Consider the following 19,665-nt stretch of genomic DNA (forward strand, 5'->3'; position numbering starts at 1 on the left):
CTTCGCGGGAAGAGCCTGGCGCTACGTTGTCAGAAAACCAGTTAGAACTATTGTTATATTCGCGGTGCTCACTTTGGTGGCCACTGTTTTAATGTCGGCAGATGCTATCGAGAGGGCGAGCGCGCGTGAGGGCGCGAAGGTAGAAGCCAAAGCGGGAGCCGGTTTCGTCCTCGAAAATAATCCCCAATTCAATCAGGGAACCCCGCGGGGAGCCGGAACTGTTAAACCTGCCGATATTACCCAGATTGCGCGACTGCCTGAGGTTAAAAGCTATGTGGCTCGGCAAAACGTCACTGCTGATTTAGTTGGGGCTCAGACCCAGAAACTGGGAACCAATGATTACGACGCCAAGAAGGAAGCCCAGTTCGGAAACGCAGTGAACGTGTGGGGAGTCAACCGCACCGATATCGACAACAACTTTCGTTCCGGGGCATTAACCTTGGTGAAAGGGCGGCATTTGCGGCCTGGTGATCACCATAAAGCAATTATCCATGAAGATTTGGCGAAAGCTAACGGCCTGAAAATCGGGGGCAAGCTAAAACTAAAAGGCAACCCCTATGACGTGGACAATTTGCGGAAATCAACCACGCAAACCGAAATGGAAATAGTGGGGCTGGTTCGCGGCTCCAATAATCGACAGGCAGCTCAGCGCAGTGAACTCTTTGCCAATACTGTTTACACGGATTTGGATACCACCCGCGCGCTTTACCAGATGAGCAAAGATAATGAGATTTACCAGGACGCTAACTTTTTCGTTGCTTCCGATAGTGATTTAGAGGAGGCAGAAAAGAAGGCTGGCTCTCTGAAGATCGATTGGCGCAACTACCAACTATCGCCCGCCACCCAGTATTTAGCGGGAATTACCGGAGCGCTTAGCGGAATAAATTCCCTGATGAGCACCACTAAAATGGTCGCTTTCGGGTTTGCGCTGTTGATTTTAACGCTGGTGCTTTTCCTGTGGATGAATGAACGTAAGAAAGAAACCGGGGTACTACTGTCGGTAGGCACTTCAAAGGGAAGTATTTTTGCCCAATACCTGTGCGAACTGGTGATTACCGCCATCCCGGCTTTCGTATTGGCGTTCTTTATTTCTGGGTCAATCTCGCAATGGCTAGGCAATTCCGCATTGGCCTCGGTGAATGATTCGCTAATGCAAGAACTGGCACAGGCCGGGCAGGCGGGTGCCGATATGGAATCTTCGGCGGCAACTAAAACCCTGGATGCTCTAGCGGTATCCCTGTCCACCCCCTCGGTGATTACTGCCGTGTTGCTAACTTTGCTGGTAGGCGTGCTTTGTGTGCTGGTAGCATCGTTCCCGATGCTACGCCGCCCCCCGCGCGCCCTCTTGGTGGATATCAAATGAGAGAGCTTAGTATTTGGCGTCGCGCCTGGTGTTCGCTTAGTCGCCGCCCCCGCCGCGCCCTGCTGCTCACGCTGATTATGGCGGTAGTCTTTACCGCCCTGATTTCTCAGTCAGGCGTGCGCGCGCAGGTGGCCGGGATTTCTGGGGCGATTAATTCCGGAGTAAACGCGGGATTCACTGCCCGCAGCGAAGACGGCACTATCTCTTTGACGCAGGCAGAAAAGTTAGGCCACTTGCCGCAGGTAAAGCGCTCGGCTTTCGAAAAAGAAACTTTGGCTAAACCCGAGGGCGCGAAGCTGGTCACTACCACTTCCGGGGTGCAACTTGACGCTCAGTTTGCCGGGGATGCCGGGATTATCGGGACTACTAATAGCCAGTTGCATCCGTCTTTCATGGGTAGGTTGTATCGGTTAGAGGATGGCAAACACTTGGCGGCAAGTGGGAGCGGCGCGCTGATTCACCACGAGTTTGCCCAGCGCAATAACTTGCATATTGGCAGTCAGCTACGCCTTCGCGCCCATGGAACTACCGTAAATATGCCGGTAGTGGGGATTTTCAGCGGAAAAACTGAGAATCCCGGGGGACTTCCTGCCGGGGCTTCCGAGAACCAGATTTTTATTGATCTGGCTAACAGTCAGCGCCTGGCCGGGAAAGAACTGACTTGCGCAAGGTACTTTACCGGGGAGGCAAGCGCACTCCCTGCCGCGTTACGTGCGGCAAAACAGATGGATTCGCAGCTGAGTTACGAATCTAATGCCGCCCAGTTCGCGGGGGTGCTCGCTACCCTGTCTGGGGTAAATGAGCTCCTTACCGCACTGGCTGTAGGTGTGGGAGGCGCCGGTCTAGCCGCCCTCGCCCTGATTATGGTCTTTTGGATCCGAGGACGCACCCGCGAAATCGGGGTGCTCCTAGCAGTAGGTAAAACCAAAGCGAATATCTTGGGGCAACTTGCCTTGGAGAGCGCTTTCTTAGCGCTAGTGGGTAGCGCTATCGGGACCGCCTTGGGATTCCTGCTGTCGGATAAGGTGTCTTCCCTGGTATTTGCCAAATCTGCTAGTCCCTCCCTGTCCGCCCTATCTGCGAGCGGGAGCGCCGGGAGTATCCTGGCAGCCCTCGCCCTCGGATATGTGATTACTTTCGCGGCGCTACTATTAGCGACCGCTCCCCTGCTCCGTCAAACCCCGCGAGCTATTCTCGCAAAAACAAGTTAGGAAACATTATGAGCATTTTGCAGTTAGATCATCTTGATTATGTTTATCCGGGAACTAGCACCCAGATCCTGTCGGACGTGTGCACCGAGTTCGAGATCGGAAAGTTTTATGCGATTGTAGGCGCCTCAGGTGCCGGAAAATCCACCCTGTTAAACCTGCTGGCAGGGTTAGATAAGCCTACCGACGGGGCGGTACGTTTCGATGGTACCGATATTGCGGAAACTGGCTATGCCCAGCACCGAAAGAAGCAGATTTCTCTGGTTTTTCAAAACTATAACCTGATTGACTATTTGACTCCGCTAGAGAATCTGCGATTGGTGAATGGGAAAGCCGGGATTGACACTTTGACCCAGCTGGGGCTGTCTGAAAAGGAGGCGCGGCGCAGCGTAATGGCGCTTTCGGGAGGTCAACAGCAGCGGGTAGCGATCGGGAGGGCGCTAGTGTCGGGGGCTCCGATTATTTTGGCGGATGAACCTACCGGGAATCTGGATGAGGATACCGCCCGCGAAGTAATCGAGATTCTGCAGAGAGCCGCTCATGAACAGGATAAGTGCGTGATCGTGGTGACCCATTCGCGCCAACTCGCCCGCAGCGCCGACGTTACCTTGCGCCTAAATCGCCGCAAGCTAGTGGTGGCGTAACCTGTCCTCAGCCCTCAGCCGGGTATTTTCGTGCCGAGCGATACCAGGAGATGCTCACGTTAACCTTGCTGCGACTATAGGCAGACCTTGATAAATGCGAACTACTAGCTCGCCTATTTACTGATTTATGCGGTAACTAAGCTATCTGTTGCCCTAAAAGCGTTCTATAAATTGGCTGATCTTTAAGCTCCTGATGAGTCCCTTCCGCGACCACGCGCCCACCATCAAGAACTACGATATGGTCCGCGATACGAATAGAAGCCAACCGATGGGCAATGACGATAGTAGTACGGTCAGCCCTCGCGTTACGAATATTTTTGGCAATGGAGGCTTCGAGGAACGGGTCAATATTAGCGAGCGGCTCATCGAGGATAAGCATGTCGGGACGCCGAAGAAAAGCACGAGCAATCCCGATACGTTGACGTTCCCCACCCGAGAGCGTGGTTCCCCGATCCCCGACTTTCGCGTCTAATCCTCCTAAAGAAGTAATCAGCTCACTGATATCAGCTTCGGCAAGAGCTGCCCAAATATCATCATCACAGGCCTGCCGATTAGCTAAAACAAGATTGTCTCGCACAGTTCCGGCAAAAATATGGCAGTCCTGGGGAACAAGAGCCAGTCTTTCGCGATATTGGTTTGGTTGATAGGAGCGAAGATTTCTCCCATCGAAACGCAGTTCGCCTTCCTGAGGATCAAGATAACGCATAGCCAGATTGGCTAGGGTAGTTTTCCCCGCCCCTGATTTTCCGACAATGGCGATTGAGCGTTTAGGAGTTGCGGTTAAGTTAACTTGGTTAATAACTGGCTTACCTGCCTGATAGGAAAAAACCGTATCATCACTAACTAAATGGTTTGTTTCTGCCTCGTATTCGGCATGATTGGTTTCGGGGATGGAGGGGATGGGATCCTTAGCGTTAAGAATGGTATTAATCCGGTGTGCGCACGCCCCAATTTCTCCTACTCTCCCCAGCATGCCCACTAACGTTGTCGCGGGGGTTGGCACTAGACCCGCTAGCACCACCGCAACTGGTAACAAAGCTGAATCTAAATGTCCGGTCAGCACCCACCCAGTTAGAATGACTAGCAAAATCGTGGATCCGACTGTGGTTGCAATCGTAGAAAAAGCTGATTCCCAGGCTTTTCTTATCGTTTGCGAATTCTTAGTTACCTGCACTTTTCGTGTTAAATCCAAGATCTGCGCATTTTGTTTATCCACCATCCCCAATGACCGCAGTTCCCTTTGCCCTTGAATAGAATCCAGAACTGCAATACGCAACTGGGCTAGTTGATAACGTAATTTTTTACCTTGCCGGCGTTGTATGGACATAAGGGCGAAAGGGAATGCAATCATAGCTGCAGTTGGTAGCAGCATTATCAGTCCAATCGGACCAATAAAACTCACCAGCACACCGGTGAATAAAGTTGGAGTGAGAATGGCACAGATGGCAGTAGAGGCCGTATGCGCATAAAACCATTCCAGCTGTTCCGCATCATTCATGGCAGCCGATGCCACATCACCGGTACGTTTCCCTTGCAACCCTAAGGGTGCGATTCGCTCGATAGCGTTATAAATGTGCACCCGCAAGGTATGTAGAATCCGGTAAGCAACTTCATGTGACCACCAAACCTCAAAGAGGGTACTCACGGCATGCACGACCACCAGGGTAAACATCATAACGAACAGCAGGTTCAGATTATTCGTACGGTTTAATATGAATTGCGTAGATATCCATACTGAACTGACCGCAACCCCAACAACACTAATTTGGGCAAGCGCAGTCACAATAGTGGCGGCTACGAAAAGGGGAACACATTCGCGTAGCCGCTTCATCAGTGCAAGGAAATTACTGAAAACTAAGGTCATAGTCGACTAGGCTCCCATCTGTGCACTAATCAATCTTGACCAGGCATTATCTTCCTGGCTTAACGTACAGGGATTCCCGCTACAAAGCACTTTCCCATGTCCCATTACCACTACATGATCTGTTTGCTCAGCAGCGTCAATACGGTGAGTAACCAGCAATAAAGTGAGATTCGGGTACGTCTTGCGAATATTCGCCAGAACCGTTGTTTCTGTTTGGGTGTCCAGACCAGAAGTAGATTCATCGAGTACGAGGAGCGGGCATTTGCGAACCAGAGCCCGAGCGATTGCCAGTCGTTGTTTTTGTCCTCCCGAAAGATTCTGAGCATGTTCTTCAATTTCTAAATCAAGAATATTGTCACCAGAATCAGGATTGTTATCGGGATGCAGGTTTGTGGCACAGGCTAGCTTTAGAGCCGTCATCATCTCCACTTCATCCGCTTTGGGATTAGCTTCGGCCAAAATTGACCTTATAGTTCCCGGAAAAATAATCGGGTCTTGCGGAACCAGCGTGACGGTACGGGCAATATCCAAACTGTCCGCTGAAACCCCTCCCACTGTGATACTTCCACTATCAGGGTGATCGAAACCCATTAATAACCCGAGCGCGGTGGATTTCCCGGAACCTGACAGCCCCACCAGAGCGGTTGTTTTACCTGCAGGTGCTCCGAAAGTGACTTGCTCAAGAGCCTGCTCGGCAGCTCCCGGATAAGTGTAGGAGATATCCACGAAAGATACTTCGTTACTGTGAGGCATGTTTTGCGGAGATTTGCGGGTAGCGGCAGAAGTTTGCTCCTGTTCAAATAACTCGCTCATAGCCGGCAGCGCGGAAATACCAAAGAATGCTTCATGCCAACATGCCGATAGGGCGGTAAATGGGCGGAAAAGTTCGATAGCTAGCAGCGTAACCACAAATAGCGAGCTGATTGGCATCGCCTCGGAAGAAATCAAAGAAATTGCGATCACTAGCCCGAGGGCGGGACCGAGCACTTTCATCATTCCTGATAGGCCAGTTTCTCCCAATGAAAGCCGTAGCTGCCCCATAGTAGTTTTGAGCAGCTGGCTGGACTGTTTTTCTAATTGGGTGCCATGATCTTTAGCCGCCCCAAAAGATTTCAAAGTGGACATTCCCATCATAGAATCCACGAAATCGGCATTGAGATTTTCGTACGCTACCCAATGCGATTGTCCGCGATCAGCAAGAGCTCTATCCCATAATCGGGGAATAGCAATAATCGCGACTCCACAGACTAAAAGAACTCCCGCAATCAGGGGAGAAATGCTGGCAATAGCAATTGTTAAACCAATCGCGGTTAGAGCAGTGACCGCCAGTTGGGTGAAATACTTGACGAAATAGGGTTCGATCGCCTCAACCCCATCAGTGAGAACCGACTGTATTTGTCCAGAACGCCCCAGTCCTCCCCGCATAGGTCCGCGCGCATCTAGTTGCTCTAGAAGCGCCTGCCGTAAGCGGCTTTTCACCACTAGTCCCGCTCGATTTTGTAGAAGCTGTCCACTGACCTCAAGTAACGGACGGATTAAGAGCAAACCGGCAATAGCTATGATTAGTCCCACCACCGTGGAGACCCGGCGAGAGCTCAATAGCTCATTGAAAAGCATGGCGTTGCACACCGCGGTTGCAATATATAAGCAAGACACCAGGACACCCAACATCATGGCGGGGGCCAGCAGCCACACGGAGACTCCGGCGGCGCGCATAACTAAACGCTGCTTTGCGAACACAATCGCCTTTCCTTTCTCAACAACGGTATCGGTTCTACGCGTGCGGCATTGGGAAGGGGTTCATGCTACCTTCAGGTCTTGGCGAATCCACCCATCCTAACCGTACTGCTTCCTCTGCCACCATATTGCGCCCCAGGTAGGGAAATGCGGCAGGAGTATTGCCTATCGTGCCGGGAATTAATGTGCGGATCACATGCAGTCCGCAAGAAGCGACATCGCGAGAGGTGATATCAACGGTAATTACCCGCATACCCCGGGCGTGGATACGCTCTATATAACTAGCTAGTTGGCTATCTTTCAGCTGTGACACAGATGAAATACTGCGGGTTGCTGGTATATCCAACAGTGGTTTCACTCTGTCTACCGCGCGAGGATCTAGAAAGACCTCTTGCTGAATTAGTAGGTCATCTACATCTTTGAGATCCTCACGGAAGTCATCCAGATAGCGGCGGTCACGGCGCCATTTCTTATATGAACGTCCAGGAAGTAGACCTTTACGGATTGCTGTCCAATGTGCCCCTTCGGGGTTTGCGAGGTCGTGAGCTCCCTCTTGTAAGGTGAGCGCTTCACTCCAAGCTTTTAAAGCGCCTTGTTCAACGCTCGAACGACAAGAAAAACCAACGTGTACCAGTTTAGAGACATCATTGTGAACTACCCCGGCTAGAACCGGAATATTGAAAGTGTTGTCTAGATTGATCAAAGCGGGGCGGAGTGGCTCTTTCGTCCCGCTAAAAAGATCTAAATATTTCTGCGGTAATTCCAGGTGCGGAAGCGGCTGGGCATTCAACCACCACACCATGGTGGCATGCCGCTCAATAATTTCACTGATACCCGACAATATCGCCTGGTCACTGCTGGTTCCTGCAGCTACTCCAGCAAACGCAGGAAAGTTAACTTTCGGTTCTTGCCGATACTGGTTGGTATACCAGTTGACATACACCAAGGAGGCAGGAACGAAAACTGGCTCTTCATCCTCATAATAGGTACCTTCCACCCACCCTACGGGCAGTTCAGGCGTCAAAGGTACAAAAGGAAATCCGGGGTGCTGGTATTGGTTTGCAGAGAATAGCACCAGTTCTTCCGGATGAAGAAGCGGGTATCCTTTTCTCGTTAATTCCCGATAAGAACCATGTAATACCGGTTTGAGATCGATTAGGTTAGAGCAATAACGCTCGACCGATTCACCAATAGCCGCTAGTTCAGTGTCGTGGATCTGCGCTTCTTTTTCTTCTTCTCCAACCTCATTGGAGATTAACGTTGACCCTTGGCAAAATACAGTGTTGATATAAGTTGATGTTCTGCGTAAATCACACGTTCGCGCCTGGGTAGTATGCAACGTAGGCGGCATATAGGCACTGTGATGTACCCGAGTGAGCTCTTTTACGATTCCATAGCATTTATCAACCACAAAGGTGGGAGGGTGAATCGGGGATTTAGGCTGAGGGCCCATCATAAAATTCGTGGGAAGCACCGCGTGAACTTCGAGCTCCCCGTCCATGGAAATTGCCCAAATAGTGTCAAGGGGGGTTGATTTCTGGTTATCGATTTCATTGCGAGTAATAGCTTTAATTAATTCCGCTGCTTTGTGCCCCATATTTGTGGCTGCACCTAAGCGCGGTAAGAAACTTCCCCATACGGGGCTACCCATTTTTGCTTGAAATACTTCACTATTGACTGCATTTCCACCGAGACGAGCAAGACTGTCGCTATAAGTTGCACCTTGCCCTTTAAGTACTGCTGGGCCAACCAATAGTTGGTCGGGGGTGTGATCCACCGTGATCACTGAAATATTTAGTCCGAGATTGTCTTCAATAGTTTCCGCAAATACGGGAGCAGGATCATCTCCGCGACACACCACCAGGGCGCCGCGATTGAAGACTTGGTATGCACATTCGCGAACTGACTGGGAAGACAAGCGCGCCGTGACATCAATCTTTTGGAGCTCTGAAGTTATTAAACGCGCAATTGTGGGATCGCCGCAGACAATTACCTCTGCATCGGCCATAGATTGAGGATCAGGGGTCGGGGAGACTAGGTCCTGCGTGTTGATAAAACAGCTGTGTTTTTCTAATGCTTTTTTCAACGGAGTGCCCAAAGGGTGAGTGGACTGGACATCCTGCGCCGCATCTAAGACGCGCACGATACTATTGACATCCGTTGAGAGCACCAGATCACGACCATCTGCACATGTAAGAACGCATCTATTCGTATCCAAAGGCCTTACTTGCGCACAAATCTTCCACATAACCCCTGATCCTCTTACCTATATGAAATATTGGGTAAAGTGCGTCTTAGCACTATCTTTTACCCAATGCCTATCTACTTACCTCCATGCAAAGCTCTGCTGCGTGGCACCGTGATGGCAGTGAGGAACAGTGATTTTGTCGGTGTTCACTTCCTCAATCTCTACGATTTCGAGTGTGTTCATTTCCCCTCCTTTCAAGCGATAGCAACTTCAGAGGCTAGTCTTTAACTTGTTACTTAGGTTATGCTAACCTAAACACAGTTTACATGGTTTCGTCTTTTACACAAGAGGGAAATAAAACTACGGAACAAATGAAGGAGGTTAGGTGAACCAGATATCGCAACTATCCCCGCCTAAGTGCGAAAACATTATCAAAGTGCGTGGTGAGATCCGGTTACCCGAAGGCAGTGTCTTCTATCCACAGTGGAAAACCTCTGGATCTAACCCGGTATATGGCGGTTACCAAGATGCTTGCGAAACTCTGGTTTATGACACCAAAACTTTTGATGTCATCACCCACAAATCTGGAAAATCATTCCCTCTAGGACAACACATTAAACCGATAAAAGTACTCGACCAGGAGCTCTATTTACAAGGCTCCTCCTTTATTAATGCTCCCCGCCTTTACCGCCTTGATCGGAAAACTGGAGAACTAACTTTCGTCAAGAATGACACCTCCGAAAACGCCAACACATTTACCTGCAGACAAATTTGGGCTCATAGTGAGGACGGAACCCGAATCCCTATAGACTGCTTCGGAACGTTAGCGGAAAAACAGCCGACAATCGTATTCATTTACGGGGGATTCGGGAGGAACAATCACAGTTTCTATAGTCCAGACATTTATTCAAAATGGTTAACCCTTGGTTACAGCGTTGCCGTTATTCACTCCCGAGGAGGCGCTGAATTCGGGAAAGCTTGGCATCAAGCCGGGGTTAAAGCAGGAAGACGCAAAGTCAGGGAGGATATAGCCTCCTCTATTCGTGAATTGCATCGTCAAGATATTTGTACCCCCGAGACTACATTTGTACACGGTATGTCTCATGGAGCATTGCTGGCAGCGATTACCACTATCTCCCACCCAGAACTCGTATCCCAAGTAATATGCCGCGTCCCGATCAGCAGCACTAAAGGCCTGCCGGAAACAACCTTAGGTCGTCAATGGTTAGACGAGTACGGGGATCCTCAAACCTCTGATTGGGATAACTTTATGAAAGAAGAAGATCCCCTAGCCTGTGAAGCCACACCCCGAAGTTTATGCACCACATCTTGGCTCATTATTGGCTACTGTCACGATGCAGTCACCACTATTTCTCATGCAGATTCCCTAGTCGAACGGGTGAAAAATTTGGGAGGGGAAGTAACGTACTGGCGTTATTCCAGCAAAGGCGGACATGAAGGGGCATTTGATCCCAGCGAGAGGATAGCCCACGAACGCAGACTGTGGAGCTATCTCAGCCAAAAAGCATCTGAAACAAAACCGGAAGCAACAGGTTCACCATGTTAACGAATAGAAAGCAACGCCTAATTCTGGCAATCGTTTTAGCGATAACGCTAGCTTGCTCGTTGATAGTGGCTGTCATTGTGGGAGCTACTGATATTTCACTATCGACCGCACTTGAGGGCATCAATGCCACGCTGAGAAGAACTGCTGCACTTGATGTTGATACTCAGATTATTGGGGAGGTCAGATTCCCCCGCGCTGTTCTGGGAGCAATCGTAGGTGCCGGCTTGGGTATATGCGGCCTGATAACTCAGTCGTTACTGCGCAACCCGTTGGGCGATCCCTATATTCTAGGTATTTCCTCCGGGGCTTCCACCGGCGCAGCAGCAGTCATAGTTTTCGGAACAACCAGCAATATCTTATCTGCATTGGGAATCACTTTCGGTGCCTTCCTGGGAGCAATAACCTCCATCCTACTCGTTACCCTGCTAGCTTCTGCCGGAGGAAAAATCACTCCGACACGCATCATTTTTGCAGGTATGGCGGTAACTTACTTTTTCTCGGCAGTAACCAGCTTGATAACTCTGATGGCTAAAAACGCGGCTGGAACCAAATCGGTAATGTTTTGGATGCTCGGATCAATATCTAACGCCACCTGGCATGACGTCATTATCGCAGGCAGCGTGGTAACTATTGCATTAATTTGCTTCACCATCTGGGGAAGACGGGTTGACATCCTTAACCTGGGAGACGATGCCGCAATCTCACTGGGTACTAGTCCCCGCCTCTATCGAAACCTCCTATTTCTCATAGTGGCGCTCACTATAGCGGTGCTTGTCTCCCTTACCGGTGCCATCGGATTCGTGGGCCTAGTCGTTCCTCATGCTGCGAAACAACTGGTAGGTTCGACCACTCGAGCTGCGTTACCTATCTCTGCCCTGGGAGGCGGACTGCTTGTCGTCATTGCCGACACCTGTACCCGCGTGGCTATCAGACCAGCGGAACTACCTATCGGAATACTAACAGCCCTGGTAGGAGCCCCTATGCTAATGGCTCTCATCAAGAAATATTCCAAATAGAAAGGAAGAAAAGAATGATCAAGAAACGAATTGTGGCTGGCGCGTTGGGCGCATGCCTTGCGGTCGCCGCCCTCACTGGCTGCTCCGGGACAAAGGATTCTTCTAACGCTGCTGCTGACGAACCCCTTACCGTAAAGAACTGTGGGGTGGAAACGAAGTTTACTACCCATCCTAAGAAAGTTGTTTCGATGGGAGTTACCGGTTTGGCGTACCTATTTGCTGCCGGAGCAGAAAAATCCATTGTTGGTCGCGCCAATGAATGGGGTGAAGAACCGCCCTCCTGGATAGGTAAAAAAGCAGACGGAATCAAAGTGCTGTCAACGGAATCCATTTCTATGGAAGCACTCATGAAGCTGAAACCTGATCTTGCTTATGGTGGCGGATTCAGTTCCGAAACTACCGCTCCGAAAGCTGTAGCAGAAAAGGGAATCCCTGCCGTTGTAGATGCTACCGAGTGCAACTACTTCTATCCGGATCAAAAATCCGATGAATCGTTCGATACTACTTTGGCGGAGATTACTCAGCTAGGCAAGATCATGGGCACCTCCGAAAAAGCGGATGCCACCGTCAAGGAACTTAAAGAGAAGCTAGAGCAGATTAGTAATGAGAAAATCGGTAAAGACCGCAAAGTTTCCTACGCCTACTACTACGGAGAAGATGCCGACCTATTTAGTTACGGAAACAAAGGGGTCATGGGGGAAATAAATAAGACCCTCAACCTTGTTAGTGCTATCGACCCGAACTATCATCCGCACCAAGGTCCCATTGCGCCAGAAGCATTTGTTAAATCAGACCCCGATGTAATCATCTTGCTCACCGGAATGGGGGGTGCCACCAAAGAAAGTTCAATGCAACGACTTGAAAAGATTCCTGGCTTCAAGGACATGAAAGCGGTTAAAAATGGCAACATTATCTACGCGGAATCCGCAGTAGCCTATGCTTCCCCCACCGCGATTTATGGAACATTTGAACTGGCTGATCAGCTCAAGAAACTAGGAAAGTAAACGGATGAATGATTCTCCCCTCACGATAGACAAAGCTAGCGTCCATTTCGGTGACACCAAAGTTCTTGACAGGGTCTCCTTCGAGGTACCTCAAGGTAAAATTTTAGGTATCGCCGGCCCTAATGGTTCCGGGAAAACTACCCTCATGAGGGCTATGTTCGCTGCACAAAAACTATCGGAGGGGAGAATCCTCCTCAGTGGGCAGCCTTTAGACCAAATGCGCCCCGGTCAAGTTGCCCGACGTATCGCAGTGGTTTCCCAATTCGAGCACGACATGGAAAGAACCCGCGTACTCGATATTGTTCTTCTGGGACGATCCCCACATCGTAAGGATATTCAAGGATATAGCGCAGCTGATCGTAAAATCTGTCAAGAGGCTCTTGCCGCTGTTGGTATGAGCTATGCGCAAGAGCGCTATGTGGATACGCTTTCCGGTGGGGAGCGTCAACGGGTTCTTATTGCCCGCGCCCTCGCCCAACAATGTAAATGTATCCTGCTAGATGAACCCACAAATCATCTAGATATCAAATACCAACATCAAATTCTTAGTATCATCAAGAATGTTAGCGACACCGCTGTCATAATCTTGCATGATCTTAACCTGGTAACCCGCTACTGCGACCAGGCAATTATTCTTAAAAATGGTCGGGTACACACTCAAGGTGTCCCGGACGATATTCTCACTCCTGAACTCATCCACGATGTTTATGGCGTAAGCGCCAAAGAAGTCCAAGACGGAAACGTCAAACAATTTATTTTCAAACCATTGCCATCCACTACCTGACAGGTGAGCTAATATCGCAGGCTCTAACGGTGTACTGTAACCAGGAAAACACGCCTGTTAGAGTTACAAAGGGCAAGACTTCATTGTTGGTTTAAGGGCGATAGGCTGGGATTAAAACGCGCTGCCCGCGAGGAAGCGGCTGGAAGTAAACTAGCTGTTTTCTACCGAAATATCGAAAAGTATTCTGATGAGGGCATCGGACTCGGGCTTGGTTGTTTCAACGATATCGATATTGGGTGAATCAACTTCGTTGAACCATTTGACCGCGCGCTTTCGGGAGTATCCTGCAGCCATTTGCCTTTCAATGAGCCTATCTTTAAGTAATGAAACATCAGTATCCAAATACCATAGGATATCTAGCATTTTCTTAACATTTGCCCAATCGCCATTTTGGAAGGCCAAATAGTTCCCTTCAGTAACAATAACCTGAGTGTCTGGTTTTATTTCGATAGCAGCAGCAATCGGCTCGTGTAGCCTGCGGGAATAGGTAGGGACGAAAAGAGGGTAGTCTACTATTTCCCGTAACCGTTGCAATACATTAAGGTATCCATTTACATCAAAGGTTTCCGGAGCGCCTTTACGATCTAGTAGCTGCTTTTGCCGCAATACCTCATTTGAAAAATGAAAACCATCCATAGGCAGATATGCACTATGAATGTTTAGAACATCCGTCAAATAATCAGCAAGTTTCTGCGCTAACGTGGATTTTCCAGCACCAGGAGCGCCAGCGATACCGACAATACTGCGACCGGGACGCAACTGGTGGCATAGATCTCGCGCAAGATATTCCAGGCATCCAAATTCATAAAACTTCACTCAAAACCCTCCTAAAAGGAATTTTACTCCATTGATTTTACTGACATAGAAAAAGTTATGAGCCATTCGTTGCAAACGGTTAACCTTTTCTGTACTTTGTTTTTCTGCCTCTTCCGTCCTGATAGATCAAGCCGTCTGTAATCATGCGTTTTAGAATACGGCTGGCCGTTGTTTGGCTGACATCCAACAGTTGATCCACATCGCTACGTACTACATAGCCGTTTTTGTCAATCAGATCCAGAATTTTTTCTTCATTGGATTTGCGTTCGTTAGACATGGTAGCCATTGTCTTAACGGCATTTCTATTGGGAAGTGTAATTTTGAAAGCATTGTTTGTTACTTCAATTTTAGGCTCTAACCCCGTGCCTGCGTATGCTTTCATGATTTTGGGCATACCGGTTCCGTAAGCTTCAATCAGCTTTAAGCGATAGAAGATAGCTGCTAATTTCGGATTTCTGCAAACGGAAAGTCCGAGCATAATGTCATCCAAAGTGATTCCGGCAGGCAAACCGCCCACGGATACAAATTCGATTCGATCATCATAGATACTGACAAGGGTGCTGGCACTAAAAGAGTAATCTCTATGCACCAGAGAATTCATCAATGTTTCTCTCAGAGCGTCCTCTGGATAATCTCTGGTATCAGTTCGGTATAGTCCCTCAAATGTGGCCTTGGTTTGATTGTGCAGATCGAGATAGGCATACAAATCCTCCATCTGCTGAAACAGCGAACCAGTAAACTCACGTCTATCTTGGAATGTGCTCTGATCAACACCGGCAAAGGTTGCAGCCTTGATGGTATTCGGACATTGTTCGGACAGAAGCAACGCTACATTGGAGTAAACGCCGTCCGAGGAAACCATTCCCAAAGTCTGCATCTTAGCAGCATCATAGGGAACCTTCCTCTTGGCAAACTGTGCTTCAGCTGCCTGGAATGACAAATTCTGTTCCAAAGAGCGCATGGTTTCAAAACTGTCACCATCGGTTTCTTTAATCATTTTTCGGATGGCGGTATCAGAGGCAGGATCTGTAGATGTACCATTGCGGACATACACGCCACTGGGCTTTAATCCCTTGCTGCCCAGATAATAAGGACGGTCTGTACCCTCCTGAACGGTCACGGCAATAATTCGTTTATCATCTATCACCTGTGTCTCATAGTGGACAAACATCGTAATATCAGGTTTGATGGAATCCCGAACCATGTTATTAATTTGCAAGGCAACACGGTCGGTACTATCTACACCAATCACCGTACCATTGTCCTCAACACCAATGTAAAGAGTGCCGCCTTTGGTGTTAGCAAAGGCAACCACCTCTTTACAAAGGTCCGCAACAACCGAAGACTTGAGTTCGATAGTTTCGCTCTCACTAAATGCCATAAGGCACCTCCTGTAGTTTTCTTAATCACCATTATAGTTATACTAGTCATTCTTGTTGATTTGTATTCGTGTAGTGATTAGAAAAACAAGAAGAGGGTACGAATCCATATTTTGGGTATTAACCCGAAAACCACTGGCGCGGGCGAACGCTCAACCCGCGTTCGCTACCTCCCCGCGCCAGCCCTCGCGGGTTCTCGTCCCTAAGCTCATAAAATGTTGAAGCCCCAGGATAAACCTGGGGCTTCAACATTTTAGTGGAGCTAGCGGGACTCGAACCCGCGACCCTCTGCTTGCAAAGCAGATGCGCTACCAGCTGCGCTATAGCCCCTTTAGAGCAGGAAACCCCCTACAGGTACTTCCATACTCCCGGATCATTGCGAAGGTCATTTGCCGCATTCGCCAGCCAGGCGAAAAACACCCCGATAAACAACAGTTTGAAAGTCTTTTTCAAATCTACCTACCTGGCCGATTGCTGGAACAAACTTCCCTTGCAGTGGGCCTAGCTGGGCTCGAACCAGCGACCTCAGTCTTATCAGGACTGCGCTCTAACCAACTGAGCTATAGGCCCATCGTGTCCATCGCGAACACCATTGCAGATTACAACATTCCTAACCCGGCTTTCAAACCCGTCCTAGGTGCGTTCCGTCACGCCACCCTCGAGATCCCACAGCCAGCGAAGAATACGGTGCTGCTACTCGTCGGTCAGCGCCAGCCTGATCCCACCAACCAATGATGTCACCAAGTTATAGATAAGCGCCCCCACCGTTGAAAACGCGGTCATTAAGATCACGTTCGAGACTGCGATAATAGTGCTCATCGCCATTACCCGCGGCAAGCGCAAATAATCAATAATCGACGCAATCGAACCAGTGGGATCAATATCGTTAATAAAGTTTTCCACCGAACTAAACACGCTCATCGAATTTAGCAGCAGCCAGACCAACAATCCTGCCAGCACCATGGCGATCCCGAGCGCCACCGATAACAGGAAGGACACCTTCATCACCGACCAGGGATCAATCCGGGATACCACCAACGAGATTTGACGCGGCTGATATTCGCCAATCTTCTTTGCCGAGGACGCAGCCGCGGCCTCGGTCTGTCCCGCCTTGTCTGCAGAAGAAGACACTTCCGGAACCTGTGGAATCGCAGAGCTGCTACCTCCCTTAGAAGCAGACTTACCAGCGGTCTTTTTGCCCGCTGCCTGAGGCGATTTTCCGGCCTTTTTCACCTGGCTGTCCCCACTATTAGTTTGCGGGTCAGCAGCTTGCGGTATTTCATTCTGCGAAGACTGGTCGGCGCTATTATCTTCGCTAATAGTAGAGGCTTCGCTCTCCCGCGAAACATCATCAACGCTTTGCTCTGAGCGAGCCTTATCTTGATCTTTGCCATCAGTTGTCATTGGTCAGCCTCTCACTAAAGCTCAGTTGTTTCGGTTTCTAACGCGGCCACTTCTTGATCGAGATCCTCATCCGTAGCCTCTGACGATTCATCATCTTCTGATTTCTCATTATTTAACGCCACAGCCAAAACCGCATCCCCCGGGGCCGGACGAGTGAAAATTACTCCCTGGGTGTTACGTCCCGTGCGAGGAACCTCATCCACGCGAGAGCGCTGCACCTTACCAGAATGCATAATCACCATGACTTCATCATCGTCATTAACAATCAAGGCGCCCACTAGGCCGCCCCGCTCAGCCACCAGGTTCGCTACCTTGATCCCGAGGCCGCCGCGACCTTGTACCCGGTATTCCTCTACCGAAGTGCGTTTCGCGTATCCACCCTCGGTCACCACCAAAAGGTCACTATCGGGGCGAATAACTGTCATCGCCAACAGGTGATCCCCTTCGCGGAACTTCATTCCCCGCACCCCGGAGGTGGCGCGCCCAGTAGGACGCAAAGCTTCATCACTAGCTAGGAACCGCAGGGATTGTCCGCGGTGCGAAACCAGCAATAGCTCATCGTCACCGTTAACCAGTTCGGCAGAAACCACCTCGTCAGGGGCACCATCTTCCATTTCCCGCAGGTTAATCGCAATCAAACCCCCGGTACGATTGGAATCATATTCGGTAAACCGGGTCTTTTTCACTAGCCCTGAACGGGTAGCCAGCGCCAAATACTCGGCCTCGTCATAGGAGCTGAACGTCAGAACCTGGGCGATTTTTTCTTCCGGCTGGAACGCTAAAAGGTTAGCTACGTGCTGCCCCTTGGAGTCGCGTCCTCCCTCGGGAAGTTCGTAAGCTTTCGCCCGATAAACCCGGCCCTTATTAGTAAAGAACGCCAACCAGTGATGAGTAGTGGTGGTAAAGAAGTGATCCACCACGTCATCTTCACGCAGCTGCGCTCCCTTAATGCCCTTGCCGCCACGTTTTTGGCTGCGGTATTGATCCAGACGGGTGCGTTTGACATACCCCGAACGGGTAATAGTGACCACCACGTCTTGTTCTTCAATCAGGTCTTCCATCGACATTTCCCCGGCGAACGGCATTATCTTGGTGCGCCGCTCATCGCCGTATTTATCGACAATCTCGCCCAGCTCGGTGGAAATAATGCCCCGCTGCCGTTCCGGACGAGCCAAAATATCTTGTAGATCCTTTACCCGTGCCTCCAACTCGGTATGTTCATCCAGAATCTTTTGCCGTTCGAGGGCGGCCAGGCGGCGCAGCTGCAAAGCCAAGATGGCATCCGCTTGGACTTCGTCCACCCCCAATAGTTCCATAAGGGCGGTGCGTGCCTCATCAACTGTTGGTGATTGGCGAATAGTAGCAATCACCGCATCCAGCGCGTCCAGCGCCATCAGGTAGCCTTGCAAAATATGGAGGCGATCCTGCGCGCGCTTGAGGCGGAAATTGGTGCGACGCACGATTACTTCTAGCTGGTGATTAATCCAGTTAGAGATAAACCCATCGATAGAAAGCGTCCGCGGAACCCCATCTACCAGCGCCAACATATTGGCGGGGAAGGAATCCTGCAACTGGGTACGCTTATAGAGGTTGTTCAAAACCACCTTGGGAACCGCGTCCCGCTTGAGCACAATCACCAGGCGCTGTCCGGAACGATCCGAGGATTCATCGCGAATATCTGCGATGCCCTCGATCTGCCCATCTTTCACCAGTCCGGCGATTTTTGCAGCCAGATTGTCCGGATTGACCTGGTAGGGAAGTTCGGTAACTACCAGGCAAACCCGAGAATTGATTTCCTCTACGTTTACGATTGCTCGCTGTACGATAGAGCCGCGACCGGTACGGTATGCCTGTTCAATCCCTTTCCGTCCCAAAATAGTGGCGCCCGTGGGGAAATCTGGCCCCTTAATCCGTTCGATCAGGGCTTCCATTAGTTCTTCACGCGAAGCCTCCGGGTGCGCTAAGGCCCATTGCACCCCGTCAGCGACTTCCCGCATATTGTGGGGCGGAATCCGGGTAGCCATCCCCACTGCGATTCCCTCTGACCCGTTAAGCAGCAGGTAGGGCAGGCGGGAAGGCAAAACCGTGGGTTCTTGGGTGCGTCCGTCATAGTTGTCCATGAAATCGACAGTGTCTTCATCGATGTCGCGCACCATTTCCATCGACAAAGGCGCCATTTTACATTCCGTATAACGCGGAGCTGCCGGCCCTAGGTTCCCTGGGGAACCAAAGTTACCTTGACCAGCCACCATCGGGTAACGCATTGACCAGGGCTGCACCAGGCGTGCCAAGGCGTCGTAAACCGCGGCGTCACCGTGGGGGTGGAAGTGCCCCATCACGTCGCCGACTACGCGCATACATTTGGAGAACCCGGCGTTGGGGCGGTAGCCACCGTCATACATGGCATACAGAATCCGCCGGTGTACCGGCTTGAGACCGTCCCGCACCTCGGGCAGGGCGCGCCCTACGATCACGCTCATTGCATAATCCAGGTAGGAGCGCTGCATCTCGGTTTCTAGGTCAACCTGGTTAATATGACCTTTAGCCTGGAAAAGACCGGAATTATTATTTTCGAGGGCGTCTGAGGAAATGCTGTCCCCGCCTCCGAAAGCTGCGCCGGTATGCTGATTCTTTTCCGGGGAGTCTGCTTGCTGGTTTTGATCCTGGTTGTCTATATCGCTCATGTTTTGC

Annotated in this window: 15 protein-coding genes and 2 tRNA genes; 8 read left to right on the top strand and 9 right to left on the bottom strand. The window is 50.2% G+C overall.

The features are described 5' to 3' along the window. The first annotated feature begins 91 nt into the window (after positions 1-91). Genes L0M99_RS07430 through L0M99_RS07440 form a run of 3 tightly spaced genes read left to right on the top strand, consistent with a single transcriptional unit; the run spans position 92 to position 3,215 of the window. A complete protein-coding gene (locus L0M99_RS07430) occupies positions 92-1,363 on the top strand; it encodes an ABC transporter permease (RefSeq protein ID WP_238128249.1) in 1,272 nt (423 codons plus the stop codon). Then, positions 1,360-2,574 (top strand): ABC transporter permease, encoded by a 1,215-nt coding sequence (locus L0M99_RS07435; protein ID WP_238128250.1) that lies wholly within the window; start codon positions 1,360-1,362, stop codon positions 2,572-2,574. Before L0M99_RS07430 ends, L0M99_RS07435 begins: the two co-directional genes overlap by 4 nt. Positions 2,575-2,582: 8 nt before the next feature. Further along, complete coding sequence (locus L0M99_RS07440) at positions 2,583-3,215, top strand: ABC transporter ATP-binding protein (RefSeq protein ID WP_024059976.1); 633 nt, start codon at positions 2,583-2,585, stop codon at positions 3,213-3,215. 136 nt (positions 3,216-3,351) lie between these two features. Here the strand turns inward: L0M99_RS07440 and L0M99_RS07445 are convergent, their stop codons facing one another. The 3 genes from L0M99_RS07445 to L0M99_RS07455 are packed head-to-tail and all read right to left on the bottom strand — an operon-like array spanning position 3,352 to position 8,824. Continuing rightward, positions 3,352-5,046 carry an ABC transporter ATP-binding protein gene (locus L0M99_RS07445; protein WP_238128251.1) on the bottom strand — a complete coding sequence of 565 codons (1,695 nt, stop codon included), beginning with the start codon at positions 5,044-5,046 and terminating at the stop codon, positions 3,352-3,354. A 39-nt stretch (positions 5,047-5,085) separates the two neighbouring features. Continuing rightward, positions 5,086-6,819, bottom strand: coding sequence for an ABC transporter ATP-binding protein/permease (locus L0M99_RS07450; protein ID WP_238128252.1), 1,734 nt, complete (start codon positions 6,817-6,819; stop codon positions 5,086-5,088). Between the two features lie 34 nt (positions 6,820-6,853). Continuing rightward, positions 6,854-8,824, bottom strand: a complete 1,971-nt coding sequence (locus L0M99_RS07455; protein WP_238128253.1) for a YcaO-like family protein — start codon at positions 8,822-8,824, stop codon at positions 6,854-6,856. Positions 8,825-9,389: 565 nt separating this feature from the next. Here L0M99_RS07455 and L0M99_RS07460 point away from each other — a divergent pair. The 4 genes from L0M99_RS07460 to L0M99_RS07475 are packed head-to-tail and all read left to right on the top strand — an operon-like array spanning position 9,390 to position 13,375. Further along, entirely contained in the window at positions 9,390-10,571 is a 1,182-nt protein-coding gene (locus L0M99_RS07460) for a prolyl oligopeptidase family serine peptidase (RefSeq protein WP_238128254.1), read from the top strand. After that, a complete protein-coding gene (locus tag L0M99_RS07465; RefSeq protein WP_238128255.1) occupies positions 10,565-11,587 on the top strand; it encodes a FecCD family ABC transporter permease in 1,023 nt (340 codons plus the stop codon). Before L0M99_RS07460 ends, L0M99_RS07465 begins: the two co-directional genes overlap by 7 nt. A 14-nt stretch (positions 11,588-11,601) precedes the next feature. Continuing rightward, positions 11,602-12,591: an ABC transporter substrate-binding protein gene (locus tag L0M99_RS07470; RefSeq protein ID WP_024059983.1), complete on the top strand. Its 990-nt coding sequence runs from the start codon at positions 11,602-11,604 to the stop codon at positions 12,589-12,591. Positions 12,592-12,595: 4 nt separating this feature from the next. Continuing rightward, on the top strand, positions 12,596-13,375 hold the full coding sequence (locus L0M99_RS07475; RefSeq protein ID WP_071129087.1) for an ABC transporter ATP-binding protein: 780 nt from the start codon (positions 12,596-12,598) through the stop codon (positions 13,373-13,375). Between the two features lie 150 nt (positions 13,376-13,525). Here L0M99_RS07475 and L0M99_RS07480 read toward each other — a convergent pair whose 3' ends face one another. From L0M99_RS07480 to L0M99_RS07495, 4 genes are all read right to left on the bottom strand, one after another. Further along, entirely contained in the window at positions 13,526-14,191 is a 666-nt protein-coding gene (locus tag L0M99_RS07480) for a phosphoribulokinase (RefSeq protein WP_238128256.1), read from the bottom strand. Positions 14,192-14,270: 79 nt separating this feature from the next. Then, positions 14,271-15,572 carry an RNA-binding domain-containing protein gene (locus L0M99_RS07485; protein ID WP_238128257.1) on the bottom strand — a complete coding sequence of 434 codons (1,302 nt, stop codon included), beginning with the start codon at positions 15,570-15,572 and terminating at the stop codon, positions 14,271-14,273. A gap of 255 nt (positions 15,573-15,827) precedes the next feature. Then, a tRNA-Ala gene (locus L0M99_RS07490) sits at positions 15,828-15,900 on the bottom strand. A 166-nt stretch (positions 15,901-16,066) separates the two neighbouring features. Then, positions 16,067-16,140: transfer RNA gene (locus L0M99_RS07495), tRNA-Ile, on the bottom strand. A 3-nt stretch (positions 16,141-16,143) separates the two neighbouring features. On the opposite strand from L0M99_RS07495, the gene L0M99_RS07500 reads away from it, so the two are divergent. Continuing rightward, complete coding sequence (locus L0M99_RS07500) at positions 16,144-16,305, top strand: hypothetical protein (protein ID WP_238128258.1); 162 nt, start codon at positions 16,144-16,146, stop codon at positions 16,303-16,305. On the opposite strand, the gene L0M99_RS09945 is transcribed toward L0M99_RS07500, so the two are convergent. Then, positions 16,264-16,974: a DUF3566 domain-containing protein gene (locus L0M99_RS09945; protein ID WP_024059567.1), complete on the bottom strand. Its 711-nt coding sequence runs from the start codon at positions 16,972-16,974 to the stop codon at positions 16,264-16,266. The genes L0M99_RS07500 and L0M99_RS09945 overlap by 42 nt on opposite strands. 14 nt (positions 16,975-16,988) lie before the next feature. Then, the gene (gyrA, locus tag L0M99_RS07510; RefSeq protein WP_238128259.1) at positions 16,989-19,658 is read right to left on the bottom strand and encodes a DNA gyrase subunit A; all 2,670 of its coding nucleotides are present in this window, start codon (positions 19,656-19,658) and stop codon (positions 16,989-16,991) included. Between the last annotated feature and the right edge of the window lie 7 nt (positions 19,659-19,665).

This window comes from Varibaculum cambriense, assembly GCF_022133705.1.
GTDB classification, from domain to species: Bacteria; Actinomycetota; Actinomycetes; order Actinomycetales; family Actinomycetaceae; genus Varibaculum; species Varibaculum cambriense_A.